This window comes from Sphingopyxis sp. Q841 (assembly GCF_052384365.1).
GTDB classification, from domain to species: Bacteria; Pseudomonadota; Alphaproteobacteria; order Sphingomonadales; family Sphingomonadaceae; genus Sphingopyxis; species Sphingopyxis terrae_A.
Map to the genome: position 1 here is coordinate 297160 of NZ_JBQSUM010000002.1, position 25447 is coordinate 322606.

The following is a 25447-nucleotide window of genomic DNA, read 5'->3' on the forward strand; positions in this document are numbered from 1 at the left end:
GCGGCAAAGCCGCACTCCCCGCTCGTCCCAAAACGTCCGTCAGCTTGCGCGGTCGGCGAACAGCGCCTTCAGATCCTTCTTCAATATCTTGCCATTGGCGTTGCGCGGCAGCGTGTCGGCGACGAAATGCACCGCCACCGGCACCTTGAACGCGGCGAGCCGCGCGCGCACCCAATCCTGCAATTCGCTCTCGCTTGCCGTCATCCCCGGCGCCAGATGGACGACCGCCGCGGGTTCTTCGCCCAGCGTGCGATGCGGGATGCCGATGATCGCGCAATCGGTGACCGCCGGATGTTCGTAGAGCGCGTTTTCGACTTCCGACGAATAGATATTCTCGCCGCCGCGCAGCACCATGTCTTTCGCCCGGTCGACGATATAGACGAAGCCTTCGTCATCGAGGCGCGCGAGATCGCCGGTGCGCACCCAGCCGTCGACAAAGGTTTCGGCCGTTGCCTCGGGCTTGTTCCAATAGCCTTTGACGATCATCGGGCCGCGCGCCCACAGCTCGCCGACCGTTCCCGTCGGCAGCACCGTCACGCCGTCATCGTCGCGGATTTCAAGGTCGGCGACCGCAACCGCCGGCCCGGCGCTGGTCGGACGATTGAGATAATCTTCCGACGAATGCGACGTCACTGTCGCCATTGTTTCGGTCATCCCCCAGCCGTTGCCGGGCAGCGCCCCGAATTCTTCGTAGATGCGCTTGACCAGTTCGGGCGCCGACGGCGCGCCGCCATAGGCGATCGCTTCGATCGACGAGAGGTCGTAATTGGCGCGGTCGGGATGCTCGATCAGCTGCCAGGCGATCGTCGGCACGCCGCCGGTCACATTGACCTTTTCGCGCGCGATGATCTCCATCGCCTGCACCACGTCCCATTTGCGCATGAAAATCGTCGTGTTGCCCGCCGCCATGCTGCCCATCAGGCTGGCCGAACAGGCGGTGACGTGAAACATCGGAATGACGGTCAGCGTCGTGCGCGGCTGCGGATCGGGGATCGCTTCGCCGCGGCGCAGAAAGCTGCGCGCCGCCGAAAAGCCGCCCGAGAGGATATTGCTCATCAGATTGCGATGGGTGCCGAGCGCGCCCTTGGGATTGCCCGTCGTACCGCTGGTGTAGAAGATCGTCGCCTCGTCATCGGGATCGATCGCAACGACAGGCCGCGCAATATCGGGAAGCGCCGCCCAGCTTGCGGGTGCGCCGACGATATCCTCGATCGCCGTCGTGTCCCCTTCAGCGCCGCCGCGCGCGACGATCCAGCGCGATACGCCGCCCAGTTCTTCGCGATGATCGCGCAGCCGCTCCAGCCGCTGGCCATCGACGATCACGACCTTCGCCCCCGAATCGCGGATGCCATAGGCCAGTTCGGCGCCGGTCCACCACGCGTTGAGCGGCACTGCGATCGCGCCGATCGTCGTGATCGCGAAAAAGACCATCGGCCATTCGGGCAGGTTGCGCATCGCAAAGGCGACGCGGTCACCCTTGCCGACGCCCATCTCCTGCAGCGCATGCGCCAGCGCCGCGGTGGCGCGCCAATTCGCCTCGAAGCTGACGCGGTCGTCGTCGAGAATTGAGAATAGCCGCGCGCCATGGGTGCGCGACAGGTCCAGAAGGACGCCCAGATCGTTGGGGGCATTTTTCCAGACGCGCGTCGGGACGCCGCGGATCGTTACCGTCTCCATCTCGAAGCGCGCGCCTGGCGCGGTCAGCACCGCGGTTGCATCGGCCATCGACATCTTCGGCCAGGCCGGATCGAGCGCCACCAGCGGCTCTATCATCACGTCACTCGTCACGCGCATTGCTCCCATATCCGTCCGGTCGGGCGCCGGAGATTCGCCTCAGCGTTACGGACGAACGACGGGCCGCACAAGCGGGCGAAGCGTGGAAAGGCGCAGTGTTCGTCGCGGCGCGGCGACGCCCTAGCCCGGCGCGATCCGCCCGCCCGCAACCCGAAAGCGCGACACCTGACCCGGCATCGCGACGAACAGCCCCGCCTCGGTTCCGGTGAGCCACGCCTGCCCGCCCTGACCGGCAAGGCGCGCGTAAAGCGCGGCGCGGCGCAGCGGGTCGAGATGCGCGGCGACTTCGTCGAGCAGCAATATCGGCCGCTGTCCCCGGTCGCGCGCCACGCAATCGCTGTGCGCAAGCACGAGCGAGAGCAGCATCGCCTTTTGCTCGCCGGTCGAGCAGCGCGCCGCGGCGCGGCCGCTCGCCGCGTGGACGGCGGCAAGATCGTCGCGGTGCGGGCCGGCCGTCGCGCGCCCGGCGGCGGCATCGATCCGGCGCCGCGCCGCAAACAGATCGCGCAGCGCCGCGGCGTCGTGCGCCGCGCCGCGCGGGGCGCCATCGGCATCGACAAGGGTGAGTAGCGGACGCGCGAAGGGCGCTTCGGGCTGTTCCGCCAGTTCGGCGGACAGTGCCGCGAGCGTCCGCTGGCGCGCCGCATCGATCGCCGCACCATGCTCGGCCAGCTGCGCCTCCAAGCTCGCCAGCCATTGCGGATCGGCGGCGGGAAGGTCCGCGAGCAATTTTCCCCGCGCGCGCATCGCCGCTTCATAACGATTGCCATGCTGGGCATGGCGCGGGTCAAGGGCAAGGACGAGGCGGTCGAGGAAGCGCCGCCGATTGCCCGCCGTTTCGACGAACAAACGGTCCATTGCCGGAGTGAGCCAGAGGATGGCGAGCCAGTCGCCGAGTGCCGTCGCGGCCGCGGCGCTGCCGTTGATCCGGACGATCCGGCGCCCCGGCGCCGAGGGTTCGACCCCGGTACCAAGCGCCACGGGGGCGAGCGCGGGATCACCCTGCACCTCGCCGAACACTGCGAAGCCGCCGGCGGCGCCGTCGCGCACCATATCGGGCAACGCCGCGCGCCGAATCCCGCGCCCCGGCGCGAGCAGCGATATCGCCTCCAATATATTGGTCTTGCCCGCGCCATTGTCGCCGTGAAGAGCGACAAGGCCGGGCCCGGCGGCCAGATCGGCCCCCGCGTGATTGCGGAAATCGGTCAACGAAAGGCGGATCAGCGTCATCTGCGTTGCGCCTACCCCAGCCCTGTGTGCGATGCGAGTCCCGCGCATCATCGCTGTCCGGCAAAGAGGAAACGCAAAAAATTCCAATTTGAGGCAATTTTCACCACATCATTGATTTTTTCCCGCTGAAATATAGTTTCAATGTCGAAAAAACCGCGGTTAACCGCCAATGAATGAAATTGGCACGCCTCCTGCATTACTTGTGGCATCCACCGGATGGTCCGGGTGGGAGGAACGAAAGGATTATATCATGGCTCATTTCAACACCGAATCGCTCAAGAGCTACGCCATCGCGGCGGTTGCCACGCTCTACTGCTCGATCATGTTCCTGGCCGCTGCTGGCCCGAACGGTGCGGAACTCGGCCGGCTGGTCATCTGACCAGCCGCCCCCACCCATGAACAACGCCGGTCCCGGAGGGACCGGGACGGAAAGGAAAGAAATGAAACAGGGTTTTCGCAAGAATCGTCGCGATGGCATGGTCTTCGGCGTCTGCGCCGGCATGGCGGACCACTTCGGCTTCGACGTCTTGTGGACGCGCGTCGCCTTTGTGGCACTGACTTTGCTGGGCTTCGGCCTGCCGCTGCTGGTCTATCTGACCGTCGCGATCCTCGCGCCGTAACGCAGCCACGGGCCGGCCGCCTTTCAGGCATGTCGCACCGGCCCCGCATATTTCCACAATCGAAGGCCCGCCGGTCCGCCGGTGGGCCTTTTCTTTTGCGCGGCGCACCTAGCCGGCGGGCAGTTTGAGCCGTACGAGCGTCCCGCCAAGATCCTCGCTCTCTTCGAGCGCGACGCTGCCGCCATAGATTTCAGCAACGTCGCGGACGATGGCGAGGCCAAGCCCCGTCCCCGGCTTGCCGCTGTCGAGCCGGACGCCGCGGTCGAAGATACGCTGACGGTCGGCGGGCGAAATGCCGGGGCCGTCGTCCTCGATCAGTATCTCGGCCATGCCGCCCGCGCGCTGCACGGTCACGAAAACGCTCCCGCCGCCATATTTGGCCGCATTTTCGAGCAGGTTTCCGATCAATTCGTCCAGATCCTGCCGCTCGACCCGTGCCACCAGCGTCTTGTCGCCCGCCTCGTCGAAACGCACGTCGGGATGGAGGCGGGTCAGCGCGCGCAGCACGCTGTCGACGCTGTCCCAGACAACGGCGCGCGCCTGCGCCGCCCCGCGGCGCCCGACCGCCCGCGCGCGCGCCAAATGATGATCGACCTGCCGCCGCATCGTCGCCGCCTCGCGCCGGATCGTTTCGGCGAGTTCGCTGTCCGACCCCGCGGCGCTGTTGAGCAGCACGGTCAGCGGCGTCTTGAGCGCATGCGCCAGATTGCCGGCGTGCAGCCGCGCCTCCTCTGCCTGCTTTTCGTTATGCGCGAGCAGCGCGTTCAATTCCTCGACCATCGGCTGCACCTCCAGCGGCAGCGGCGCGATGACGCGGCGGTTTTCACCGCCGCGCATCGCCGCGATCGCGCGCCGGATGTGGCGCAGCGGCCAGAGGCCGTAAAAGGTCTGCAGCGCGGCGAGGACGATCAGCCCGACGCCAAGCAGCCCCAGGCTGGGAATCAGCGTCGCGCGCACCGCGCGGATTTGCTCGTCGAGTGCCTGACGCGACTGTGCGATCTGGAAACGCCAGTTGGTCTTGCTGCCCGGGAGGATGACGTTGCGCTCCAATATGCGCAGCTGTTCGTCGGGAAACTGCGTGCTGTCATAGGTATGAAGCCCGGTATCAACGTGCGGTTTGGGCGATTTGAGTGTCCGTTCCCACAGCGAGCGCGAGCGATAAGGCTCCTGCCCGCCGCCGCTGATCTGCCAATAAAGGCCGCTATAGGGTTCGAGGAAGCGCTGGTCACCCAACGGCTCGATCAGCCGCACCTCGCCATCGGGGCCGATCTCCGACGAGCGGATCATCGCGATCAGCACATATTCGAGGCTCGAATCGAAGTTGCGCGTGATCGCGCCGGTCAGCACCCGGTCGAGCGCGAAGCCGCCGCCGATCAGCAGCACCGAAATCCACAGCGCCGCGATCGCAATCATGCGCCGCGCGAGCGAACCCGTCGTCAGGCTCGCCAGCGCAGCCGGCTCCGTGCGGGTTCCGGTGCCGGGCTCGATCGGCGAGGCGGCGTCGGCCTCGGCCATGATCAGCCCTGCGGATCGTCGAGCTGATATCCGAGGCCGCGGATCGTCGTGATGATGTCGGCACCCAGCTTCTTGCGGATGCGGGTGACGAACACCTCGATCGTGTTCGAATCGCGATCGAAATCCTGATCATAGATATGTTCGATCAGTTCGGTGCGCGACACGACCTTGCCTTTGTGATGCAGCAGGTACGACAGGAGCTTATACTCCTGCGCGGTCAGCTTGACCGGCTCGCCATCGAGCGTGACGCGGCCCGAGCGCGTATCGAGCCGCACCTTGCCCGCGATCAACTCGCTCGACGCATTGCCCGAGGCGCGGCGGATCAGCGCGCGCAGACGAGCGATCAATTCCTCGGTCTGGAACGGCTTGGCGAGATAATCGTCGGCACCCGCGTCGAGCCCGGCCACCTTGTCCGACCAGCTGTCGCGGGCGGTCAGCACGAGAACGGGAAAGTTGCGCTTTTCGCGGCGCCAGCGATCAAGCACGGTCAGCCCGTCGACTTCGGGCAAGCCGAGGTCGAGGATCGCGGCGTCATAATCTTCGGTCGAGCCCAGGAAGTGCCCGTCTTCGCCATCGGTGGCAAGGTCGACGGCATAGCCGTTCCCCTCCAGCGTCGCCTTGAGCTGCGGACCCAGCGTGGGTTCGTCTTCGACAATCAAAATCCGCATTCAGGCACCTTTCGTCTGCGAACCCACCGGACAGGGCGGGCCGAACGCCTCTCTACCAAGACGCAACGATCATCGCAAAATGTCGTTGCAGCGAAAAATGTCAGGGTCTGCGGCCGACGATCCGGCCGGTGCGCGCGTCGACATAGACGATGACCACCTGGCTGCCGTCCATGAACTTGAGGGCATAGACCATCTGGCGCGCATCGAACTGTGGGCCGCCGAGATAGGTCATATTGCTGTAGGGCGCGCGCGAACGGACATCGGCGATCAGGCGGTTGAGCGGGATCACCTGCCCCTGTGCCGCCGCTTCGCGCAAATTGTCCTGGTCGCGGTTGCGATCGCCGCGCGCAGCCGCCGGGCCGGCTGCAGCAAGCAGCAGCGCCGAGGCGATCGAGAGGGTTAGGGTGCGGATCATGCCGGGAGATTTAGCCCCTATGCATTGAATAGGCGATGAATGGCCCCGTCAGCCGATGTGTCGCAATGCGACAACCACCGACCATGCCACCGGGCCATGGTGGGCGCGACAGGGATTGAACCTGTGACCCCACCCGTGTGAAGGGTGTGCTCTACCGCTGAGCTACGCGCCCGTCCCGGACCGAAGCGGCTGCGCCGCGTCCGAAAGCGGGTCGTCCATAACCGCTCGCGCCGCGATTGCAACGCCGATTTGCGACTCGGCACCCCCGAAATGCAAATCGGGCCGCAGCTTGCGCCACGGCCCGAGATGTTTCTTCGTCAAGAAGCGCCAGCGATTAGTTGACGGCGTCCTTGAGGGCCTTGCCGGCCTTGAACTTCGGCTGGTTCGACGCCGCGATGGTCATCGTTTCGCCGGTGCGCGGGTTGCGGCCGGTCGACGCCTTGCGCTTGCTGACCGCGAAGGTGCCGAAGCCGACGAGACGGACTTCGCCGCCCTTCTTCAGCGCGCCGGTGATCGAATCGAACACAGCTTCGACAGCCTTGCTCGCATCGCCCTTGGTGAGGCCGCTCGAGTCAGCGACGGCGGCGATCAGGTCTTGTTTGTTCATGCCTAAGGAACCCCTGTGTGTGGTTGTTGAATGATTCTCATGGCCCGAAGCCATGGCGCGCCACTAACGATGTTTCGCCCCGCCTTGTCAAAGCAAAAAGCGGCGCGAAACCGGCCAAAATGCCGATTTTGCGATGAAAAGGCTCTTGCGGAAGCCCCGTCGGCGGTCCGGTCAGTGCCGAATCGCCGATTCGGGGTCTCCACCCGCCGAAATCGGCGGCGAAGCGGCCAATTCGTCGGCTTCGGTCCATTCAATCGGCTCGACAGGGCTGACCAGCGCCTCGGCGAGCACCTGATCGACATGACTCACCGGAATGATCTTCAGCGCCGCGGTAATGTTCGCCGGAATCTCGACCAGGTCCTTTTCATTCTCTTCGGGAATGAAAACGGTCGTGATGCCGCCCCTCAGAGCCGCAAGCAGCTTTTCCTTGAGGCCGCCGATCGCCAGCACGCGGCCACGCAGCGTAACCTCGCCGGTCATCGCGACATCCTTGCGCACCGCGATGCCGGTCAGCGTCGACACCATCGCCGTGACCATGCCGACGCCGGCCGAGGGCCCGTCCTTGGGCACCGCGCCTTCGGGCAGGTGGATGTGGATGTCCTTGCGCGCGAACAGGCTGGGCTTGATGCCATAGGCGGGCGCCCGCGCCTTGACGAAGGACAGCGCGGCCTGCACCGACTCGGTCATCACCTCGCCCAGCTTGCCGGTGGTGCGTACTTGCCCCTTGCCCGCCGCAGTGACGGCTTCGATCGTCAACAGTTCGCCGCCGACCTCGGTCCAGGCAAGGCCGGTAACCGCGCCCACCTGATCCTCGCGGTCCGAAACGCCGTGGCGAAATTTGCGCACGCCCGCAAATTCGGAGAGGTTTTCGGGCGTCACCACGACGCTTTCCGCCTTCCCTTCGAGGATCTTGCGCAGCGCCTTGCGCGCCAGACGCGCAATCTCGCGCTCGAGCGTCCGGACGCCCGCTTCGCGGGTATAATAGCGGATCAGGTCGCGCAGACCTTCGTCGGTCAGCTCGAACTCGCCGGCCTTCAGCCCGTGCGCCTCGACCTGCTTGGCGATCAGATGACGCTTGGCGATCTCGACCTTCTCGTCCTCGGTATAGCCTTCGAGCCGGATGATCTCCATGCGATCGAGCAGCGGTTGCGGCAGGTTGAGAGAGTTGGCGGTGGTCACGAACATGATGTCCGAAAGGTCGACGTCGACCTCCAGATAATGGTCCTGGAACTTCGCATTCTGTTCGGGGTCGAGCACCTCAAGCAGCGCCGACGCCGGATCGCCGCGGAAATCCTGACCCAGCTTGTCGATCTCGTCGAGCAGGAACAGCGGGTTCATCGTGCCGGCCTTTTTGAGGTTGGTCACGATCTTGCCCGGCAGCGAGCCGATATAGGTCCGGCGGTGGCCGCGGATTTCGGCCTCGTCGCGCACGCCGCCGAGCGACTGGCGCACGAACTCGCGGCCCGTGGCCTTCGCGATCGAGCGGCCGAGCGAAGTCTTGCCGACGCCCGGAGGACCGACGAGGCACAGGATCGGCCCCTTCAGCTTGTTGGTGCGCGCCTGGACCGCAAGATATTCGACGATCCGGTCCTTGACCTTTTCGAGCGCGAAATGATCGGCATCCAGAACGTCCTGCGCCTTCGCGATGTCCTTTTTCAGCTTCGACTTCTTGCCCCAGGGCAGGCCGATCAGCGTGTCGAGATAGTTGCGAACGACGGTCGCCTCGGCCGACATCGGCGCCATCGCGCGCAGCTTCTTGAGCTCGGCGTTCGCCTTGGCCTTGGCTTCCTTCGACATCTTCAGGCTGTCGATCTTGGCCTGCAGTTCCGCGAGATCGTCGCCGCCCTCGCCATTGTCGTTGCCGAGTTCGCGCTGGATCGCCTTCAATTGCTCGTTGAGATAATATTCGCGCTGACTCTTTTCCATCTGGCGCTTCACGCGGCCGCGGATCTTCTTTTCGACCTGCAGCACGCCGAGCTCGCCTTCCATGAAGGCGAACACCATTTCGAGCCGCTTTGCGGGCGCATTCTCGACGAGCAGCGCCTGCTTGTCGGCGACCTTGATGTTGAGGTTGCCGGCAACCGAGTCGGCGAGGCGCGACGAATCGTCGATCTGCGACAATTGCACCGCGGTTTCGGCCGGCATCTTCTTGTTGAGCTTGGCATAGCTTTCGAACTGGTCGACGACCGAGCGCATCAGCGCCGCGGTATCGACACTGTCGTCGACGGCATCAGCGATCGGCTCGACCGTTGCCATCACGGCCTTGCCGTCATCGTCGAGCGACTGAAGCTTGGCGCGCTGCTTGCCTTCGACCAGCACGCGGACGGTGCCGTCGGGTAGTTTGAGCAATTGCAGAACCGTCGCGATCACGCCGGTATCGTACAGATCGTCGCGGACAGGATCGTCCTCGCCCGGATCGAGCTGGGCGACGAGAAAAATTTCCTTATCGGCTTCCATCGCCGCTTCGAGCGCGGCGACCGAGCGATCGCGGCCGACGAACAGCGGCACGATCATGTGCGGAAAGACGACAATGTCCCGCAGGGGCAGAAGGGGAAAAGACTGGTTCATCAGGGCTCCTGAGCGGGCGCAAGACCGCGCGCCGCCCTTTTAATAGGGTGGTTATCGCTAATATGGCGTAACTTGGCGCGCATTCAATGACGGTGCAGTGAATGGGCATCTCTCCTCCCTGTGGCAAAGCCATGGGGAGGTGGCAGCCCGAAGGGCTGACGGAGGGGCCAATGACGCAATGTCGTCGCCCCTCACCACCGCCTGAGGCGGCGGTCCCCCTTCCCCATGGCTCCGCCACAGGGAGGATCAATTCGTCAAAACGGCAGCTTGAACCCGGGCGGCAGCGGCAGGCCGCTGGTCATCTTGCCCATTTCCTCGTTGCTCGCCTGATCGGCCTTTTCGCGCGCGTCATTGAACGCAGCGGCAAGCAGGTCTTCGAGCATCTGCTTTTCGCCAGGAACCATCAGGCTGTCGTCAATCGCGATCGCCTTGATCCGGCCCTTGGCGGTCGCGGTAATCCTGACCAGGCCGCCGCCCGAAACGCCCTCGACCTCGACATTGTCGAGCTTCGCCTGTGCCTCCTGCATCTGGGCCTGCACCGTGGCAGCCGCTTCCTGCGCCGCCTTCATCATTTCTTCGATCGATTTCATGGGGCGGACTTATGGCGATTGTCGCCATCCTCGACAAGTCTTGCGTCGGGAAATGCCGCCAAAACGGCCCTTACCACGGGCAGTTCGCGGATTCGCGCATCATTGTCGGCCAGTTTCGCGGCGCGCATTTGCGCCAGGCTGGGCCGGCCTTCACCCTCGCCCGCGCGCACCGACCAGCGATTGCCCGTCGCCGCGAGCAGCGCGTCGGCCAGATCGCGGGCAAAGCCTTCGCCGAGCGCCGGCACGGGCGCGAACGTCAGCGTCCCCGGTTCGAGCGCGATCAGGCGCATATGGTCATAGACGTCGACCGCAAGCCGATGATTGCCCGTCGATTCGAGCAGCTGGTGAATCTGCGCGATGGTCAGCGCCGCAGGGGGCGGTGCTTCCACCGCCTCGACCGTCGCCGGCGGCGTGGCGGCCGCAACCGGCGCGCCGGGCGTATCGCCGCCGGGCGCAGGCTGCGGCGCCGCAAGCGGCATCGCCGGAACGCCGCCCGATTCGAGCAGCTTCGCCAGTTCGCCCGGATCGGGCAGCGACGCTGCATAGATCACGCGCAGCAACAGCATTTCCAGATGCTCGAGCGGATTGTTCGCGCGCAGCACCTCGTCATGCCCCTTGAGCAGCAATTGCCACAGCCGGTTGAGCGGTGCGAAGCCCAGCTTCTGCGCCCAATCGCCGATGCGTTCGCGGTCGGCGGCGGCCAGCGCCGGATCGTCGTGGCGCGCCACCTTGGCCAGCGTCACCGCATGCGTCAGGTCCATCAACCCACGCACCATCGCGACCGGCTCGATCCCAAGCGCATATTGCGCGCGCGCAAGGTCGATCGCGGCACCCGCATCGCCGCCAAGCACGGTCGCCATCAACTGCGCAATCGCCGTGCGGTCCGACAGGCCCAGCATCGTGCGGACCTGGTCGGCCGAAATCCGCCCGCCGCCCGCGCCATCGGCCTCCAGATCGGCGTGGGCAATCGCCTGGTCGAGGATCGAAAGCCCGTCGCGCACCGATCCTTCGGCGGCATTGGCGATCAGCCAGATGGCGGGCGCCTCGGCCTCGACGCCCTCTTTCTGCAGGATCGAACTGAAATGCGCGAACAGCATGTCGGGGGTAATGCGCCGCAGATCGAACCGCTGACAGCGCGACAGCACCGTCACCGGCACCTTGTTCACCTCGGTCGTCGCGAAGAGGAATTTGACGTGCGGCGGCGGCTCTTCGAGCGTTTTCAGAAGTGCGTTGAACGCGTTACGCGACAACATATGCACTTCGTCGATGATATAGATCTTGTAGCGCGCCGACACCGCGGCATAGCGCACCGCCTCGATAATCTCGCGGACGTCGTCGACGCCGGTGTTCGACGCCGCGTCCATCTCGATCACGTCGATATGACGCCCTTCGGTGATCGCGCGGCACGGCTCGCACACCCCGCACGGGTCGATCGTCGGCCCACCCTGCCCGTCGGGGCCGATGCAGTTGAGTGCCTTGGCGATCAGCCGCGCGGTCGACGTCTTGCCGACCCCGCGCACCCCGGTCATCAGGAACGCATGCGCCAGCCGATCGCGCGCGATCGCATTGCCGAGCGTGCGCACCATCGCATCCTGCCCGATCAGTTCGGCAAAGGTCTGCGGCCGATATTTGCGGGCAAGGACGCGGTATGGCCCGTTCGAGGCGGACGCGGGCGGCGCCTCTGGCAAGTCCATGCCCAGCATCGGAGTGTCGTCGGCGGAATCGTCCATAGCCGGTCTTTAGGATGCGCCGCGCCGATTGTCGAAGGGTATGCGCGCGCCGCCGCGCGTCAGGTCGCCGCGCCCAGAACCGCCTCCGCCATCAGCTTGACCGCCGCATCGGGATTCGCGCGCTGCTCGATCAACCAGAGCATCTGCGCCGACGCGGTGATCGGATCGGCCACCGGCCCGTCGGCGCAGCCGGCAAGGTCGAAGGTCGGCGCCTTGTCGGCCGCCGGATGGACGCCGCTATTCTGGGCATAATCATAATATTCGCGCACCGGCAGGCACACGACGCGGGCGCTGTAGGGGCCGGCGGGAAAAACGCCGCCCCGCGCCGTATGGCTTTGCGAGAAACTGTCCTGGATGAGATGCAGCAAAGCCCCGGCCGCGCGCTTGCGTGCCAGATCGGCTGCGACATCGCCGGTCAATTCGCTGCATTTGGTCGACGCGAAGGGATTGCGGCATTCGAGCGTGAACAGCGTATGCACGCGCCACGCCTTATAGCTTTTCCCGCCTTCGGTCCGGTCGTCGCAATAGGGAAAGCCGGGCGGCGCAAAAGCTTCGGCAAGTGCGGGAGATTGGCTTCGGAAATAGGTGCAATATCCCGTCGTCGCATCAACGCCCTGCCCTGTTGCGATGGCAAAGGCCGCGCGCGTCCAGCCGAGGATCTTGGCGCGGGTTTCGGATGGCGCCTCGCCCGCCGTCGGGCGCATGGCGTGCAGGAATTGCAGCGCGCCATAATGGCTGTTGCACATCAGGCCGCCAAAGGGCTTGCCCGGCCCGACATGCCTCTTGCAGCGTTCGGCGCCAAGATTGACCGCAATCTTGCCCAGGCCCGTCGCACTGATCTGGCGCGTCGGATCGTCCGGCCAGCGGACGGCATTGGCGTAGACCGACCCGCCAATGTCGGTCGCCGCAAACTCGGCCGCGGTGCGGGGCAGCGGGCAATGGCTGGGCAAGGCACCGGCGGCGGCAGCAAGGCACCGCTCGGCCAGCGCGGTCAGCCGCTCATGATTGGGCTGTTTCGGTTTGATCTCATACGCCGTCGAGGTCTGCACCGCCCCCATTACGAGCAAGACCGCCATGCCCAGTCCGGCCGGAACAAGATATCTCATGCCCATCCTCCCCTGCTGCGACGCGCAGGGTGTGCGGGCAATTGCGGGCGGTCAAGCCGTAGTCTTGGCTATGACCGGAGGAAAAACGAAGAGCTTAATCCAGCGGAATATCCAGTCGCGCAGCTTCCGCCGCCCATGCCGCGCTCACGGCCTTTGAACGCTCCGCGCGCTGCCACAGATCATTCGCCACGAAATTTGCAACCCTCGCATAGGCTTCGCATATCCGTCGCGGCTCACGCGATTTCCGGGCCTCTTCCAGCTCCGGCATCGCCTCAAGTGCACCGGTCATAGCCGCCAGCGGATCCTCTTGCGCAGCTGCGTTACGGGCGTCCTCCGCCGCATATTGCAGCTCGTCGAGACGAGCCGCATCGACCTTGCCCGACTTTTCAAGGCGCCAGCGCTGCCACCGCGCCAGCCTATCCCAATAATCCTGTTGATCGCCGACCTGATCGACATAGGCGTCGGTCCCGCCATCGAACATTGCCGCTGCCTGCGCCTGCGTCTCCAGATCGATGCATCGGGCAGACGTAAGCGGTGCCGCTGTAACCGGCGCCGGTTCCTGGGGCCGCCGTGCATCCTCGGGCAGCACCCCCTCAGCTTCGAGCCTGTCGAGCGCCAGCAGATCGGCACGCCCGCAAGCAAGCGTGAGTTGGCCGGCGCGCCAGCTCAACCCCGCGTATAGGGTTCCCGACATCCCCTTTTCGTCTGTTGTCCGCGTGAAAATATAATCGGCATCCGCGATCTCAGGAGCGGTCGGCACGGACTCGTCGGCCGCATCGAACAGAGGACGCCAGCCATCGCGTTGGAACCCCGCTACCATCATCGTCTCGGCTGCCGATCCCGCGTCCGAATCGGCGATCGGGCCCCGAAACTCGACCAGCATCACACGGCCGGACCAGTTGGTCGTGACAAGGTTTACGCGGCTGAACGGGGCGGGAAAAGATTCGCCGCCCGGCTTAGATTCGCCCAATCGCGCTTCATACCTCGGCACTCCGAACCGATATGGCCCGGCCTTCTGGAGTCCGCACAATCGCGACAAGGAGGCGCCGGTGGCCGCGGGTTCCGCGGCGAAAGTCTGTCCAGACGTCGCCATCGCCAAAATCGTCGCGATCGCTGCCCACAGGTGCATATATTCCTCCCCCAATCTACAGAGGATTGGCGGGCCATTTCGACAAGAGCAAGGACGAATAAAGCCAGTCCGGACAGCTCTGAATTTCATGAGGGGTGGGAGTCGGAACGACCCGCAGCGAATTCGTTGCGGCTGCTTCCTTCCGGACCTGACCGGGTTGGCGAAGACTGCGTCCGCCCGACTCCCGGCGCACATATGGCGGCGGTGGGCGCGAATTGCAAGCGGCGCGGCTATTCGGTGCGGTCGCCCGTCACCGCGCGCGCCACATCGGCGATGATCGCGTTGGCGGCGTCGCCCTTCAGCGCGGGGCGGTCGAGATAGACGGCGATCATATATTTGTCGCCCCCCGGCTCCTCGACGAACGCCACGTCATTATAGGCGGTACCACACGACCCCGTCTTGTCGCCGACATGCCAGGTCCTGGGCAGCCCGGCGCGGATGCGTGCAAGCCCGGTCTCGCTCTTGACCAGCCAATCGCGCAGCATCGTGCGATAGGCGGTGTCGAGCTTGTCGCCGAAGATATAGGCGGCCGCGCTCTTCGCCATCGCCGCGGGGCTGGTGGTATCGCGCGGATCGCCCGGAATATTGGCGTTGAGGTCGGGCTCCATCCGGTCGAGTCGCGTGACCAGATCGCCGGTCGCCTGAACATGATCGGTGAAGGCGGTCGGGCCACCGAAATGATCGAGCAGCAGATTGGCGGCGAGATTGTCGCTGAGCACCACGGCGTCCTCGGCGGCGAAGCCGATACGATATTCGCCCTTCCCCTCCGCATCGAGCAGGCGCTCGGCGCCCGGCGAGTACGGCAGCAGTTCGGCGCGCGTGAAGGGCAGCGGCGTGCGCAGCGACACACCGTTCTTCGCCGCGGTCAGCGTTTGTGCCGCGAGCAGCAGCTTGAAGGTCGAGCACATCGCAAAACGCTCGTCGGCGCGGTGGCCGACGATCAGCTTCCCGAACTGGTCGGTAACGGCAACGCCCAGCCGACCGCCGCTTTTCTTTTCCAGTGCCGCGATCCGGTTCGCGACGCTCGCCTGCGCGCTGTCGCGGGCGCTGTTGGTCGCGGCAGGCGACGACGCGCACCCGGCCAGCGTGACGACGGCGGCGAGCGTCAGGGCAAAGCCCACAGCGCGCCGGCGACGCATCAGCGCGGCCCCTGCATGTTGCGGCTTTCGGACGGGATATGAACGGTCAGACCGTCGAGATCCTCGGTCAGTACGATCTGGCACGACAGGCGGCTGGTCCGGCGCACCCCGGCGGCAAGATCGAGCATATCCTCCTCCATCTCGCTGGCGGGCGGCAGGCGGCCGAAATCCTCCTTCGCGACGATGACATGGCAGGTCGAACAGGCCATCTGCCCCTCGCACGTCCCTTCCAGCGGCATCATATGCGCCTGCGCCACGTCGAGCAGGATCGAATCCGGTTCCGCGACGACTTCGGTGCGTCCCTTGCCATCGGCATGGATGAAGGTGACGCGCATCAATTCACTCCCTGCAAGCGGACCGCATCCTTGATGGCATTCAGCCCGTCGCGCAACGCCTGTTCGGACGTATAGCGTCCCCAACCGAGACGGATGGAGGCGCGCGCGTCGGCTTCGCTGATGCCCATCGCGCGCAGCACATGGCTGACCTTGCCCGATCCACTGCCACAGGCGCTGCCCAGCGAAAAGGCGACGCCGCGCGCATCGGACATCAGCCGCAGCCCGTTGACCCCTTCGCGTCGGATATTGAGATTGCCGTGATAGCGCTGGCTTTCGGCGCCGTTGATCGTCCACTCGGGCAGCATGTCCATCGCGAGCGACCACAGGCGCTCGACATGCGCAGCGTCGACCTCCAGACGGTCGGCCGCCAGCGCCGCCGCCGCACCGAACCCGGCACAGAGCGCGGGCGAGACGGTCCCCGATCGCAGCCCCTGTTCCTGCGCGCCGCCCAGCATCAGCGGCGGCAGATCGACGCCGTCGCGAATCCACAGCGCGCCGATCCCCTTGGGCCCGTGAATCTTGTGCGCCGATACGGCGATCAGGTCGGGCCCTTCGGGGATCGCGATGCGGCCGAACCCCTGTACCGCGTCGCACAGCAGCAGGCTGTTCTTCGCATGCGCCGCCGCGGCGAAATCGGCGACCGGCTGGATCGTCCCGACCTCGTTGTTGACCAGCATCGTCGCGACGATACCGCCTTCAGGAATCAGCGCCGCGTCGGGCGGCAGCGCCAGCCCCGCCGCATCGACCGGCAGGATCGCCGCGTCCAGCCGCTCGAGGCACTGGAGCGATGCGGCATGTTCGATGCTGAGCCCCGCAACCCCGCCGGGCATCGCGCGCGCACCGCAGAAGAGCGCCCAGTTCAGCGCCTCGGTCGCGCCCGACGTGAAGATGACGCGCCCCCCGCGCGGCAACAGCGCCGCCACCTGATCGCGCGCAACCTCGACCGCCGCCGCCGCCGCGCGCCCTGCCTTGTGCGTGCTCGCGGGGTTCGCAAAGCTGTCGCCGTCATCGCCAAGCCATCGCAGCATCGCCTCGCGCGCTTCGGGAGCGAGCGGGGTCGTGGCCTGATAGTCGAGGTAGATCATTTGCGGCATTTGCCCGCTAATCGCGTTGGTGTCGAGCGACGCTCTCTCTTTCTCGTCGGATGACCAACAAGAGTAGGAATCGCCTTCTATTGCGAACGATTCGCAAAAGTTGCAAGTTGAGACCTATTTTCTATATAGGCGCGACCTTCGCTCCGCCACCCCGCCAACCGGCGATTCGGCCGGGAGCTCAAAAAAGATAAGAGGTGCTTCCATGCCCGACGTCATTTTCCCCGGCCCCGAGGGCCGCATCGAAGGTCGTTTCTCGCCCCCGCCGCGTCCGCGCGCACCGGTTGCGCTGATCCTTCACCCGCACCCGCAGGGTGGCGGCACGATGAACGACCGCATCACCCAGGCGATGTACAAGAGCTTTGTCGCGCGCGGCTTCGCCGTGCTGCGCTTCAACTTCCGCGGCGTCGGCCGCAGCCAGGGCACGTTCGACAATGGCATCGGCGAATTGTCCGATGCCGCGGCAGCGCTCGACTGGGTCCAGTCGATCCACCCCGAGGCGCAGACGACCTGGGTCGCCGGCTTCAGCTTCGGCGCCTGGATCGGCATGCAGCTTCTGATGCGGCGCCCTGAAATTCGCGGCTTCCTGTCGGTCGCGCCGCCGGCGAACATGTACGACTTCAGCTTCCTCGCGCCCTGCCCGTCGTCGGGTATCATCGTCGCGGGCGGCCAGGACGAAATCGTCCCGCCAGGCGCGATCCAGAAGCTCGTCGACAAGCTGCGCACCCAAAAGGGCATCACCATCCACCACGACGAGATTCCGCGCGCCAACCATTTCTTCGAGCATGAACTCGATCAGCTGATGAAGTCGCTCGACAATTATCTCGACATGCGGCTTGCGCCCGATTCACCGATCCGCTGAGCTTCAAATCCTCCCTGTGGCGAAGCCATGGGGAGGTGGCAGCCTGAAGGGCTGACGGAGGGGCAAATAGCGCGAATCCGCCGCCCCTCCACCACTCGCTTCGCGAGCGGTCCCCCTCCCCATCGCTACGCGACAGGGAGGACCGATATCATTTCACCGGAACCAGCCAGATGGCGACATTGGCGAACATGATCAGCGCCGCGACAACCATCAGCAGCGCGCGGCGGCGGTCGCCGCTGCGAAACACCATGACCCCACCGCCCAGCAGCGCGATTCCGCCCAACATGACGATAGAAAGCAATAGGTCGCCCATGCCCGGCGCTCTACGGGCGGCAGGCCGGCCGGTCAAACCCGCTTTGTGACAAAATAGCGGCGAAAAAGCCGCTGCCGCTTATGGCCAATCCGCGGCGCTTCGCTTAAAGCGCGCTCATCCGATTCCCTCAACGCCCCAGCGGGAGACGCGCCGTGCGCATCGCCATTGCATCCGACCATGCCGCCACCGACCTGAAGGCGCTGCTCGCCGACTGGCTGCGCGGCGAAGGGCATGAGGTTGCCGACCTCGGCACCCATGGTCCCGAGAGCGTCGATTACCCCGATTATGGCTACCGCCTCGCCGCTGCGGTCGCCAATGGCAGCGCCGATAAAGGCATTGCGCTGTGCGGGTCGGGCATTGGCATCTCGATCTCGGTCAACCGCAATCCGGCGTGCCGCTGCGCCCTGGTGTCCGAGCCGCTGTCGGCGAAGCTTGCCCGCGAACATAATGACGCGAACGTCATCGCGATGGGTGCGCGGCTGACGGGCATCGACATGGCCAAGGCCTGCGTCACCGCCTTCCTGACCACCGACTTCGCCGGCGACCGCCACGCGCGCCGCGTCGACAAGCTTTCCCACCCGCCCGTCCTGGAGAACAGCCAATGACCACCGACACGCTCGACAAGCCCATCAAATCGGCCGGCTATTTCACCGACGGCGTCGCCGCCACCGACCCTGCAGTCGCCGCAGCGATGAAGCATGAGCTGGAACGCGAACAATATCAGATCGAACTGATCGCCTCGGAAAACATCGTCTCCAAGGCGGTGCTCGAGGCGCAGGGGTCGGTCTTCACCAACAAATATGCCGAAGGCTATCCGGGGCGCCGCTATTATCAGGGCTGCGCGCCGTCGGATGAAGTCGAACAGCTCGCGATTGATCGCGCGAAGCAGCTTTTCGACTGCAACTTCGCGAACGTCCAGCCACACTCGGGCGCGCAGGCGAACGGGGCGGTGATGCTGGCGCTGACCAAGCCCGGCGCGACGATCCTCGGCATGAGCCTCGATGCCGGCGGCCACCTCACGCACGGTGCGGCGCCTGCCATGTCGGGTAAATGGTTCAACGCCGTCCAATATGGCGTGCGCGCCGACGATCATCTGGTCGATTTCGACCAGGTCGAGGCACTGGCGAAGGAACATCGCCCCGCGCTCATCATTGCGGGCGGCTCGGCCTATCCACGTACGCTCGACTTCGCGCGCTTCCGCGCCATCGCCGACGATGTCGGCGCGCTGCTGATGGTCGATATGGCGCATTTCGCGGGCCTCGTCGCCGGCGGCGCCCACCCTTCGCCGATGGAACATGCCCATGTCGTCACCACGACGACGCACAAGACGCTGCGCGGCCCGCGCGGCGGCATGATCCTGACCAATGACGAGGCGATTGCGAAGCGCATCAACTCGGCGGTGTTCCCCGGCCTGCAGGGCGGCCCGCTGATGCACGTCATCGCGGCCAAGGCGGTGGCATTCGGCGAGGCGCTGCGCCCCGAGTTCAAGGACTATGCGAAGGCGACGATCGCCAACGCGCAGGCGCTCGCCAATCGGCTCAAGGCGCGCGGCGCCGACGTCGTCGCGGGCGGCACCGACACGCACCTCGCCCTCATCGACCTGCGTCCGCTCGGCATCACCGGCCGCGACGCCGACGAGGCGCTCGAACGCTCGGCGATCACCTGCAACAAGAATGGCGTGCCCTTCGATCCGCTGCCGCCGGTCAAGACCAGCGGCATCCGCGTCGGATCGCCCGCGGGAACGACGCGCGGCTTCGGGATCGCCGAGTTCGAGGAAATCGGCGACATGGTCGCCGACGTGCTCGAAGCGCTGCGCGACAAGGGCGAGCATGGCGATGCCGATGTCGAAGCGAATGTCCGCGCCCGCGTCCGCACGCTGTGCGAACGTTTCCCCATCTATCAGGGATAAGGGCGATGGCGCGGCAGCACCCCGAGGAACCGACGCTGGTCGAACTGACGATCGAAGAGGTCAAGGCGATGGGCAAGCAGGGGATCGACCATCCCTCGACGCGGCCGGTCATCACCGGCGGCGTCGTGGGTGCGATCGCGGGTGCGGTGCTGCCCGTCGTGACCTGGCCGGTCGGGTTGTTCGCGGGCGCAGCCATCGCACTCTATACGCGGGTGAAGCGATAGCCCATGCGCTGCCCCTATTGCGGACATGAAGACAGCCAGGTGAAGGACAGCCGCCCGACCGAGGACGGCGCCGCCATTCGCCGCCGCCGCCAGTGCGAGGATTGCGGCGCGCGCTTCACCACCTTCGAGCGTATCCAGCTGCGCGAGGTCGCCGTACTCAAGGCCGACGGGCGGCGCGAACCCTTCGACCGCGAAAAGCTGATGCGCAGCGTCCAGATCGCGTGCCGCAAACGCCCGATTGACGGCGCGCGGATCGAACGACTGGTGTCGGGCATCCAGCGCCAACTCGAAACCTCGGGCGACAACGAGGTCCAGGCGACGCAGATCGGCGCGATGGTGATGGAGGCGCTCAAGGGCTTCGACAATGTCGCCTATATCCGCTTCGCCAGCGTCTATCGCGACTTTACCGAAGCCCGGGATTTCGAGGAATTCGCCTCGTCGATCACCGAGGCAGCGAAGCAGGGCTGACCGTGACGGATCTGGCCCCTCCCCCCGTCATTGTTCTCGTGCGCCCCCAACTTGGCGAGAATATCGGCAAGGCAGCGCGCGCGATGCTCAATTTCGGGTTGACCGAACTGCGCCTTGTCGCGCCGCGCGATGGCTGGCCGAACCCCGATGCGGGGCCCGCCGCATCGGGGGCCGACGTGGTGCTGGCCGAGGCGCAGGTATTCAATACGCTGGCCGATGCGGTCGCCGATTGCCAGACCATCTATGCGACCACCGTGCGCAAGCGCGGGGTTTCCAAGCCCGTGTTCACGCCCGAAGAGGCGGCAAGGCAGGTTCATGCCAGCGCCGGACGGTCGGCCTATATCTTCGGGCCCGAGCGCTCGGGACTGGAAACCGACGACGTCGCGTTGGCCCACAGCATCGTCACGGTGCCGATCAACCCCCAGTTCGGATCGCTCAATCTGGCGCAGGCGGTGATCCTGCTCGCCTATGAATGGTCGAAGCATGTCCCGAGCGGGGGCAAGGGAGGCATCGCGCTCGCCAGCCCGCCGGACGTCCCGCTCGATCCCCCCGCCCCGCACGGCGAGCTAGAGGAGTTGATCCAGCATTTCGTCCGCGACCTCGACAAGGCCGGCTATTTCTTTCCCGAGGAACGGACCGAGGCAACGCTGCGGACGCTGCGCACCGCGCTGACGAAGACCGGCTGGTCGCACAACGACATCCGGATGATGCACGGGATCGTGACCATATTGGGCCGCACGCCCCGCGCGCGGTAAGTCGTCCGCCGCAACGGAATTGACAATTTCTTCGCATCGTGCTGCGGTGCAGCATCGTTGGCCCGCCGCCGCAGAATTGCGACGCGGCTCTCCCCGGGAGTAGACTGAAGATGATGAGCCTGATGCTTTCGCTCGCCTTTGCAGCGGCGGGAACCGAAGCCCCTCCGCCGGCAAAGTCGGCCAAGCCGAAGAAGATTTGCGAAAAGGTCGAAAGCACCGGCAGCGCGGTGCCGAAGCGCATCTGCCGCACCGTCGTCGAATCGGCACCGCCAAAGGACGATGCCCACGCCGATGGCGACAAGCCCGGTACCGCCGCCACCAATTGAGCGACGGTTAGTCGGCGCGCAGGCGGTCCCAGCGGACGGCCTCATAGGCGATCGACTGTTCGACCAGTTCGTTCCACACCGCGCGGATACGCTGCGGATCGAGGCCCGCGCTTTCGGCTTCGCGCGCGACATTGTCGAGCACCTGCGCCTTGCGCGGCTCGTCGCGAACGGCGCTCCGCTCGGTCTTGATCCGCGCCGCCGCGTCCATATAGCCGAACCGGCGCACCAGCAGCGCGACAAGCTCGCGGTCGACCTGATCGACGCCGGCGCGCACGTCGGCCATGGTTTCGCATTGGTCTGGAAGTTTGGCAGAGGTCATGCGCGCTGCCTTTAGCGCCTTTTTGCGCGCCGTCCAGCGTCCGGCACGACTTGACTCGGCCGCGCCTACGGTCTAACCGCGCGCCTTCGCAAATTGACCCCGCACCCCGGTGAAGCGGCGGTCGCACAGGACAGCGGACCTGTGGTGCGATCCGGGATCCGCCGAAATCCTTCGGCACACAGCAAATTGGAGACGACATATGTCGAAGCGCCAGAGCGCCAAGTACAAACTCGACCGCCGGATGGGCGAAAACATCTGGGGTCGCCCGAAGAGCCCGGTCAACCGCCGCGAATATGGCCCCGGCCAGCACGGTCAGCGCCGCAAGGGCAAGATGTCGGACTTCGGCATCCAGCTCCGCGCCAAGCAGAAGCTCAAGGGCTATTACGGCGACATCACCGAAAAGCAGTTCAAGAAGAACTATATCGAAGCCGCGCGCATGAAGGGCGACACCGGCCAGAATCTGATCGGCCTGCTCGAACGCCGCCTCGACGCGCTTGTCTATCGCGCCAAGTTCGCGCCGACGATCTTCTCGGCGCGCCAGCTCGTCAGCCATGGTCACGTCTATGTGAACGGCGTGAAGTGCAACATCGCGAGCCGCCTCGTGAAGCCGGGCGACGAAGTCACCCTCGGCAAGAAGGCGCAGGAAATGGCGCTGGTTGCCGAAGCGCAGAGCCTGCCCGAGCGCGACCTGCCCGAATATCTGGCGCTCGACGGCACCAAGGCGACTTTCGTCCGCGTGCCGACGCTCGACGAAGTACCCTATCCGGTGAAGATGGAACCCAATCTGGTCGTCGAATTCTATTCGCGCTGATCCGGTTTCCACCGAAGCGACATCAAGGGGGCGGTCCGAAAGGGCCGCCCTTCTTGCATCGGGGCGGCCCGGCTGGCAAAAGCCTCCCGTCAAACACGAAAACCCAAGGAAATTCCATGCTTCGCTTCCCCCGAACCACCGCAGCTCTTGCGGTTCTGCTCGGCGTTGCCGGGTGCAATGCCGATGCGCCGACGACCGGGGCCACGGCGGCCGACGCTGTTGCCGTGCTGCCCGATGTCCAGTTCCCCGAGTTGTCGCTCCAGACTTTGCAGGATGTGACCAAGGAATTGTCATCGGACGCCTATGAGGGCCGCGCACCCGGGACGAAGGGCGAGGAAAAGACGATCGCTTATCTGACGAGCCAGTTCGCGGCGGCAGGGCTGAAGCCCGGCAACAACGGCCAGTGGACGCAGGAAGTCCCGCTTGTCGAGATCACAGCGAAGAATGCGACGCCGCTGCGCTTCACCGGCGGCAAGGCGCCGGTCACGCTGCAATATGCGAAGGATTATGTCGCCTTCAGCTACCGCGTGCAGCCGAAGACCGAAATCAAGGACAGCGACGTCGTCTTCGTAGGCTATGGCATCAACGCGCCTGAAAAGGGCTGGAACGATTATGCCGGGCTCAATGTGAAGGGCAAGACGGTGGTCATCCTCGTCAACGACCCCGACTGGCAAACCCCGGAAACCAAAGGCGAATTCAACGGCCGCGCGATGACCTATTACGGCCGCTGGAGCTATAAATATGAAGAAGCGGCGCGCCAGGGCGCCGCCGCCGCGCTGATCGTCCACGACACCGAACCCGCCGCCTATGGCTGGAACGTCGTGGAAAGCAGCAACACCGGCACCCAATATCTCGCCGAAAAGAAGGATGGCGGCGCCGATCAGACTGCGGCGAACGGCTGGATACAGCTCGACAAGGCGAAGGAATTGTTCGCAAGCGCCGGGCAGGATTTCGACGCGCTGCGCGAAGCGGCGGGCAAGAGGGGTTTCAAGGCCGTCCCGCTCACCGGCGTCAAGGCCTCGCTCAGCTTCGACAATCAGATTTCCAAGAAGCTGTCGCATAACATCATCGGCATTCTGCCTGGCAAGAAGCGGCCCGACGAATATGTGCTCTATACCGCGCATTGGGACCATCTTGGCCGCTGCACGCCGGTGAACGGCGACGACATCTGCAACGGCGCCGTCGATAATGCGACCGGCACCGCCGCCTTGGTGACGCTGGCGCAGGCCTATCAGAAGGCGGGCGCGCCCGACCGCAGCATCGTGTTCCTGGCGGTGACGGCGGAGGAATCGGGTCTGCTCGGATCGGAATATTATGCCGCGAACCCGGTGTTTCCGCTCGCGCAAACGGTTGGCGGCGTGAATATGGACGCGCTCAACCCCAATGGGCCCGCGAAGGACATCGTCGTCGTCGGCCGCGGCAAGTCGCAGCTCGACGCCTATCTGGAGAAGATCGCCAAGGCGGCGAAGGTGACGATTGTCGATGAACCGACCCCCGAAAAGGGCTTCTACTATCGCTCGGATCACTTCAGCTTCGCCAAGCGCGGCGTGCCCTTCTTCAACTTCGGCGCCGGCGAGGATCTGTTCGCGGGCGGCAAGGACGCCGGCAAGAAAGCCGCCGAGGATTATGAGAAGAACCGTTACCACGCGCCCGGCGACGAATATGCTGCGATAAAGAATTGGGACGGCATGCTCGCCGATCTCCGCCTCTATTATGCCGCCGGCCGGATGCTCGCATCGACCGATAGCTGGCCCAACTGGAACGAAGGCGACGAGTTCCGCGCCGCGCGCGACAAATCGCGCGAAGGCAAATAAGCGAGGCGGCGCCCATGACGCTCCATATGCCCGCCGAATGGGCGCCGCACGCCGCAGTGTGGATCGGCTTTCCGCACCTCGATGACGAGTGGGCGGGGCAAATCGATGCGGCGCGTGCCGATGTCGCTGCTTTTGCCAACGTTGTCCACGACGGCGGCCGCGGCGAGGAGGTGCGGCTAGTGGTCAATGACGAGCGGCAGGCGCAGATTGCTGCGGCTCTCGTCGACCACGGGGTGCGCATCCTGGTGCAGCCGCTCGGCGACATCTGGCTGCGCGACACGGGACCGATCATCGTGGGAGCGGGCCTGAAAAGGCGCGCGCGCAACTTTCGTTTCAACTGGTGGGGCGAGAAATTCGTCATGCCGGGCGATCAGGAAGTCGGCGCCGCGCTGGCGACCGAAAGCGGCCTGCCCGTCGATGAGCAGGATTGGGTGCTCGAAGGCGGCGGGATCGACGTCGACGGCACCGGACTTTGCGTCACGACCGAGGAATGCCTGCTCAACATCAACCGCAACCCGTCTCTGACGCGCACGGACATTGCCGTAAGGCTACACCAGTCCCTCGGTATCGACCGCCTGCTGTGGCTCGGCAAGGGGCTGGTCGGCGACCATACCGACGGCCATGTCGACAATCTCGCCCGCTTCGTGGGCGAGGGGCGGCTTGCCTTGCCCGTGGCGGCGGGCAGCGACGACCCCAACGCCGATATTTACGAGGATGCGCGCGTGCGCGCCGCGGCGTTCGGTGGCATCGAGATCGTCGACCTCCCCTCGCCCGGCCGGGTCGAGATGGACGGCGAGATCGTCGCGGCGAGCTATATGAACTTCTACATCGGCAACACGGTTGTAGTCGTCCCGACCTATGGCGTCGCCAACGATGCTGCTGCAGTCGAGGCACTCGCGGTGCTGTTCCCCGATCGCCGCGCCGTCGGCGTTCCAGCGCGCGGAATCATCGCCGGCGGCGGCAGCTTCCATTGCTCGAGCCAGCAGGTGCCGGCGTGAGGCGACGCGTGGGCACGGATGGTGGTGCAAGCGTCGGTGTTGGGGTAGGAAACCGACGAAAGCGCGAATAGGTTTTGGCGCGGAGGACGAATACCGGGCCCACACGACAAG

General features: G+C 65.4%; 28 protein-coding genes, 1 tRNA gene and 1 other RNA gene. 12 read left to right on the plus strand and 18 right to left on the minus strand.

The features are described 5' to 3' along the window. Positions 1-39: 39 nt before the first annotated feature. Positions 40-1794, minus strand: coding sequence for a class I adenylate-forming enzyme family protein (locus tag ACT17R_RS11795; RefSeq protein WP_202988274.1), 1755 nt, complete (start codon positions 1792-1794; stop codon positions 40-42). A 120-nt stretch (positions 1795-1914) separates the two neighbouring features. Then, positions 1915-3024 carry a DNA replication/repair protein RecF gene (recF, locus tag ACT17R_RS11800; protein ID WP_444809497.1) on the minus strand — a complete coding sequence of 370 codons (1110 nt, stop codon included), beginning with the start codon at positions 3022-3024 and terminating at the stop codon, positions 1915-1917. Positions 3025-3274: 250 nt separating this feature from the next. Between recF and ACT17R_RS11805 the strand changes: the two genes are divergently transcribed. After that, on the plus strand, positions 3275-3403 hold the full coding sequence (locus ACT17R_RS11805; protein WP_255265911.1) for a hypothetical protein: 129 nt from the start codon (positions 3275-3277) through the stop codon (positions 3401-3403). 61 nt (positions 3404-3464) lie between these two features. After that, entirely contained in the window at positions 3465-3644 is a 180-nt protein-coding gene (locus tag ACT17R_RS11810; protein ID WP_003044434.1) for a PspC domain-containing protein, read from the plus strand. A 108-nt stretch (positions 3645-3752) separates the two neighbouring features. Here ACT17R_RS11810 and ACT17R_RS11815 read toward each other — a convergent pair whose 3' ends face one another. The 14 genes from ACT17R_RS11815 to ACT17R_RS11880 form a co-directional block, all read right to left on the minus strand. Beyond that, positions 3753-5057 carry a sensor histidine kinase gene (locus tag ACT17R_RS11815; protein ID WP_040590107.1) on the minus strand — a complete coding sequence of 435 codons (1305 nt, stop codon included), beginning with the start codon at positions 5055-5057 and terminating at the stop codon, positions 3753-3755. 104 nt (positions 5058-5161) lie between these two features. Beyond that, positions 5162-5827 (minus strand): response regulator transcription factor, encoded by a 666-nt coding sequence (locus ACT17R_RS11820; protein WP_003044440.1) that lies wholly within the window; start codon positions 5825-5827, stop codon positions 5162-5164. 100 nt (positions 5828-5927) lie between these two features. After that, on the minus strand, positions 5928-6242 hold the full coding sequence (locus tag ACT17R_RS11825; RefSeq protein WP_062902264.1) for a PepSY domain-containing protein: 315 nt from the start codon (positions 6240-6242) through the stop codon (positions 5928-5930). A gap of 97 nt (positions 6243-6339) precedes the next feature. Next, positions 6340-6414 (minus strand) — tRNA-Val (locus ACT17R_RS11830). Between the two features lie 162 nt (positions 6415-6576). Beyond that, positions 6577-6849, minus strand: coding sequence for an HU family DNA-binding protein (locus ACT17R_RS11835; RefSeq protein WP_003044445.1), 273 nt, complete (start codon positions 6847-6849; stop codon positions 6577-6579). A 171-nt stretch (positions 6850-7020) separates the two neighbouring features. Continuing rightward, positions 7021-9417, minus strand: coding sequence for an endopeptidase La (lon, locus tag ACT17R_RS11840; protein WP_003044448.1), 2397 nt, complete (start codon positions 9415-9417; stop codon positions 7021-7023). A gap of 254 nt (positions 9418-9671) precedes the next feature. Continuing rightward, entirely contained in the window at positions 9672-10007 is a 336-nt protein-coding gene (locus ACT17R_RS11845) for a YbaB/EbfC family nucleoid-associated protein (RefSeq protein WP_444809498.1), read from the minus strand. Further along, positions 10004-11737, minus strand: a complete 1734-nt coding sequence (locus tag ACT17R_RS11850) for a DNA polymerase III subunit gamma/tau (RefSeq protein WP_444809499.1) — start codon at positions 11735-11737, stop codon at positions 10004-10006. The genes ACT17R_RS11845 and ACT17R_RS11850 overlap by 4 nt, the downstream gene beginning before the upstream one ends. A 59-nt stretch (positions 11738-11796) precedes the next feature. Beyond that, on the minus strand, positions 11797-12843 hold the full coding sequence (locus ACT17R_RS11855) for a hypothetical protein (protein WP_202988273.1): 1047 nt from the start codon (positions 12841-12843) through the stop codon (positions 11797-11799). Positions 12844-12937: 94 nt separating this feature from the next. After that, a complete protein-coding gene (locus ACT17R_RS11860) occupies positions 12938-13726 on the minus strand; it encodes a hypothetical protein (protein WP_444809500.1) in 789 nt (262 codons plus the stop codon). A 337-nt stretch (positions 13727-14063) separates the two neighbouring features. Beyond that, positions 14064-14161, minus strand: an RNA gene (gene ffs, locus ACT17R_RS11865) — signal recognition particle sRNA small type. Between the two features lie 41 nt (positions 14162-14202). Beyond that, the gene (bla, locus tag ACT17R_RS11870; RefSeq protein WP_444809501.1) at positions 14203-15111 is read right to left on the minus strand and encodes a class A beta-lactamase; all 909 of its coding nucleotides are present in this window, start codon (positions 15109-15111) and stop codon (positions 14203-14205) included. After that, positions 15111-15449 carry a 2Fe-2S iron-sulfur cluster-binding protein gene (locus tag ACT17R_RS11875; RefSeq protein WP_444809502.1) on the minus strand — a complete coding sequence of 113 codons (339 nt, stop codon included), beginning with the start codon at positions 15447-15449 and terminating at the stop codon, positions 15111-15113. The genes bla and ACT17R_RS11875 overlap by 1 nt, the downstream gene beginning before the upstream one ends. Then, positions 15446-16531: a cysteine desulfurase family protein gene (locus tag ACT17R_RS11880; protein WP_062903180.1), complete on the minus strand. Its 1086-nt coding sequence runs from the start codon at positions 16529-16531 to the stop codon at positions 15446-15448. The genes ACT17R_RS11875 and ACT17R_RS11880 overlap by 4 nt, the downstream gene beginning before the upstream one ends. A gap of 211 nt (positions 16532-16742) precedes the next feature. Here ACT17R_RS11880 and ACT17R_RS11885 point away from each other — a divergent pair, with 211 nt between their 5' ends. Further along, positions 16743-17399 carry an alpha/beta hydrolase gene (locus ACT17R_RS11885; protein ID WP_003044467.1) on the plus strand — a complete coding sequence of 219 codons (657 nt, stop codon included), beginning with the start codon at positions 16743-16745 and terminating at the stop codon, positions 17397-17399. Positions 17400-17547: 148 nt separating this feature from the next. Here ACT17R_RS11885 and ACT17R_RS11890 read toward each other — a convergent pair whose 3' ends face one another. Beyond that, positions 17548-17712, minus strand: a complete 165-nt coding sequence (locus tag ACT17R_RS11890) for a hypothetical protein (RefSeq protein ID WP_186403041.1) — start codon at positions 17710-17712, stop codon at positions 17548-17550. 152 nt (positions 17713-17864) lie between these two features. Here ACT17R_RS11890 and rpiB point away from each other — a divergent pair, with 152 nt between their 5' ends. From rpiB to ACT17R_RS11920, 6 genes are all read left to right on the plus strand, one after another. Further along, positions 17865-18317 (plus strand): ribose 5-phosphate isomerase B, encoded by a 453-nt coding sequence (rpiB, locus tag ACT17R_RS11895; RefSeq protein WP_062902259.1) that lies wholly within the window; start codon positions 17865-17867, stop codon positions 18315-18317. Then, complete coding sequence (gene glyA / locus ACT17R_RS11900) at positions 18314-19621, plus strand: serine hydroxymethyltransferase (protein ID WP_186403042.1); 1308 nt, start codon at positions 18314-18316, stop codon at positions 19619-19621. The genes rpiB and glyA overlap by 4 nt, the downstream gene beginning before the upstream one ends. 5 nt (positions 19622-19626) lie before the next feature. After that, the gene (locus ACT17R_RS11905) at positions 19627-19845 is read left to right on the plus strand and encodes a hypothetical protein (protein ID WP_062766734.1); all 219 of its coding nucleotides are present in this window, start codon (positions 19627-19629) and stop codon (positions 19843-19845) included. Between the two features lie 3 nt (positions 19846-19848). Next, positions 19849-20313, plus strand: a complete 465-nt coding sequence (gene nrdR, locus ACT17R_RS11910; protein ID WP_062902257.1) for a transcriptional regulator NrdR — start codon at positions 19849-19851, stop codon at positions 20311-20313. A 2-nt stretch (positions 20314-20315) separates the two neighbouring features. Then, positions 20316-21068: an RNA methyltransferase gene (locus ACT17R_RS11915; protein WP_186403044.1), complete on the plus strand. Its 753-nt coding sequence runs from the start codon at positions 20316-20318 to the stop codon at positions 21066-21068. A 110-nt stretch (positions 21069-21178) separates the two neighbouring features. After that, positions 21179-21394 (plus strand): hypothetical protein, encoded by a 216-nt coding sequence (locus ACT17R_RS11920; RefSeq protein WP_186403045.1) that lies wholly within the window; start codon positions 21179-21181, stop codon positions 21392-21394. A gap of 7 nt (positions 21395-21401) precedes the next feature. Here ACT17R_RS11920 and ACT17R_RS11925 read toward each other — a convergent pair whose 3' ends face one another. Next, complete coding sequence (locus ACT17R_RS11925) at positions 21402-21713, minus strand: chorismate mutase (RefSeq protein ID WP_058811316.1); 312 nt, start codon at positions 21711-21713, stop codon at positions 21402-21404. A 199-nt stretch (positions 21714-21912) separates the two neighbouring features. On the opposite strand from ACT17R_RS11925, the gene rpsD reads away from it, so the two are divergent. The 3 genes from rpsD (at position 21913) to ACT17R_RS11940 (ending at position 25336) form a co-directional block, all read left to right on the plus strand. Further along, complete coding sequence (gene rpsD, locus ACT17R_RS11930; RefSeq protein WP_003044490.1) at positions 21913-22524, plus strand: 30S ribosomal protein S4; 612 nt, start codon at positions 21913-21915, stop codon at positions 22522-22524. A 116-nt stretch (positions 22525-22640) separates the two neighbouring features. Continuing rightward, the gene (locus ACT17R_RS11935) at positions 22641-24338 is read left to right on the plus strand and encodes a M28 family metallopeptidase (protein WP_217373313.1); all 1698 of its coding nucleotides are present in this window, start codon (positions 22641-22643) and stop codon (positions 24336-24338) included. 14 nt (positions 24339-24352) lie between these two features. Continuing rightward, positions 24353-25336, plus strand: coding sequence for an agmatine deiminase family protein (locus ACT17R_RS11940; RefSeq protein WP_444809503.1), 984 nt, complete (start codon positions 24353-24355; stop codon positions 25334-25336). Positions 25337-25447 lie beyond the last annotated feature (111 nt).

Excerpts from the sequence above, each read along its gene's own strand:
- ACT17R_RS11820 (WP_003044440.1), bottom strand. The coding sequence starts at position 5,827 with ATGCGGATTTTGATTGTCGAAGACGAACCCACGCTGGGTCCGCAGCTC.
- ACT17R_RS11925 (WP_058811316.1), bottom strand. The coding sequence starts at position 21,713 with ATGACCTCTGCCAAACTTCCAGACCAATGCGAAACCATGGCCGACGTG.
- ACT17R_RS11805 (WP_255265911.1), top strand. The coding sequence starts at position 3,275 with ATGGCTCATTTCAACACCGAATCGCTCAAGAGCTACGCCATCGCGGCG.
- glyA (WP_186403042.1), top strand. The coding sequence starts at position 18,314 with ATGACCACCGACACGCTCGACAAGCCCATCAAATCGGCCGGCTATTTC.
- ACT17R_RS11855 (WP_202988273.1), bottom strand. The coding sequence starts at position 12,843 with ATGAGATATCTTGTTCCGGCCGGACTGGGCATGGCGGTCTTGCTCGTA.
- ACT17R_RS11835 (WP_003044445.1), bottom strand. The coding sequence starts at position 6,849 with ATGAACAAACAAGACCTGATCGCCGCCGTCGCTGACTCGAGCGGCCTC.
- rpsD (WP_003044490.1), top strand. The coding sequence starts at position 21,913 with ATGTCGAAGCGCCAGAGCGCCAAGTACAAACTCGACCGCCGGATGGGC.
- ACT17R_RS11940 (WP_444809503.1), top strand. The coding sequence starts at position 24,353 with ATGACGCTCCATATGCCCGCCGAATGGGCGCCGCACGCCGCAGTGTGG.
- ACT17R_RS11850 (WP_444809499.1), bottom strand. The coding sequence starts at position 11,737 with ATGGACGATTCCGCCGACGACACTCCGATGCTGGGCATGGACTTGCCA.
- ACT17R_RS11935 (WP_217373313.1), top strand. The coding sequence starts at position 22,641 with ATGCTTCGCTTCCCCCGAACCACCGCAGCTCTTGCGGTTCTGCTCGGC.
- recF (WP_444809497.1), bottom strand. The coding sequence starts at position 3,024 with ATGACGCTGATCCGCCTTTCGTTGACCGATTTCCGCAATCACGCGGGG.
- ACT17R_RS11890 (WP_186403041.1), bottom strand. The coding sequence starts at position 17,712 with ATGGGCGACCTATTGCTTTCTATCGTCATGTTGGGCGGAATCGCGCTG.
- ACT17R_RS11920 (WP_186403045.1), top strand. The coding sequence starts at position 21,179 with ATGATGAGCCTGATGCTTTCGCTCGCCTTTGCAGCGGCGGGAACCGAA.
- ACT17R_RS11885 (WP_003044467.1), top strand. The coding sequence starts at position 16,743 with ATGCCCGACGTCATTTTCCCCGGCCCCGAGGGCCGCATCGAAGGTCGT.
- ACT17R_RS11880 (WP_062903180.1), bottom strand. The coding sequence starts at position 16,531 with ATGATCTACCTCGACTATCAGGCCACGACCCCGCTCGCTCCCGAAGCG.
- ACT17R_RS11825 (WP_062902264.1), bottom strand. The coding sequence starts at position 6,242 with ATGATCCGCACCCTAACCCTCTCGATCGCCTCGGCGCTGCTGCTTGCT.
- ACT17R_RS11905 (WP_062766734.1), top strand. The coding sequence starts at position 19,627 with ATGGCGCGGCAGCACCCCGAGGAACCGACGCTGGTCGAACTGACGATC.
- ACT17R_RS11795 (WP_202988274.1), bottom strand. The coding sequence starts at position 1,794 with ATGCGCGTGACGAGTGACGTGATGATAGAGCCGCTGGTGGCGCTCGAT.
- lon (WP_003044448.1), bottom strand. The coding sequence starts at position 9,417 with ATGAACCAGTCTTTTCCCCTTCTGCCCCTGCGGGACATTGTCGTCTTT.
- ACT17R_RS11845 (WP_444809498.1), bottom strand. The coding sequence starts at position 10,007 with ATGAAATCGATCGAAGAAATGATGAAGGCGGCGCAGGAAGCGGCTGCC.
- ACT17R_RS11860 (WP_444809500.1), bottom strand. The coding sequence starts at position 13,726 with ATGCTGGTCGAGTTTCGGGGCCCGATCGCCGATTCGGACGCGGGATCG.
- bla (WP_444809501.1), bottom strand. The coding sequence starts at position 15,111 with ATGCGTCGCCGGCGCGCTGTGGGCTTTGCCCTGACGCTCGCCGCCGTC.
- ACT17R_RS11810 (WP_003044434.1), top strand. The coding sequence starts at position 3,465 with ATGAAACAGGGTTTTCGCAAGAATCGTCGCGATGGCATGGTCTTCGGC.
- nrdR (WP_062902257.1), top strand. The coding sequence starts at position 19,849 with ATGCGCTGCCCCTATTGCGGACATGAAGACAGCCAGGTGAAGGACAGC.
- ACT17R_RS11815 (WP_040590107.1), bottom strand. The coding sequence starts at position 5,057 with ATGATTGCGATCGCGGCGCTGTGGATTTCGGTGCTGCTGATCGGCGGC.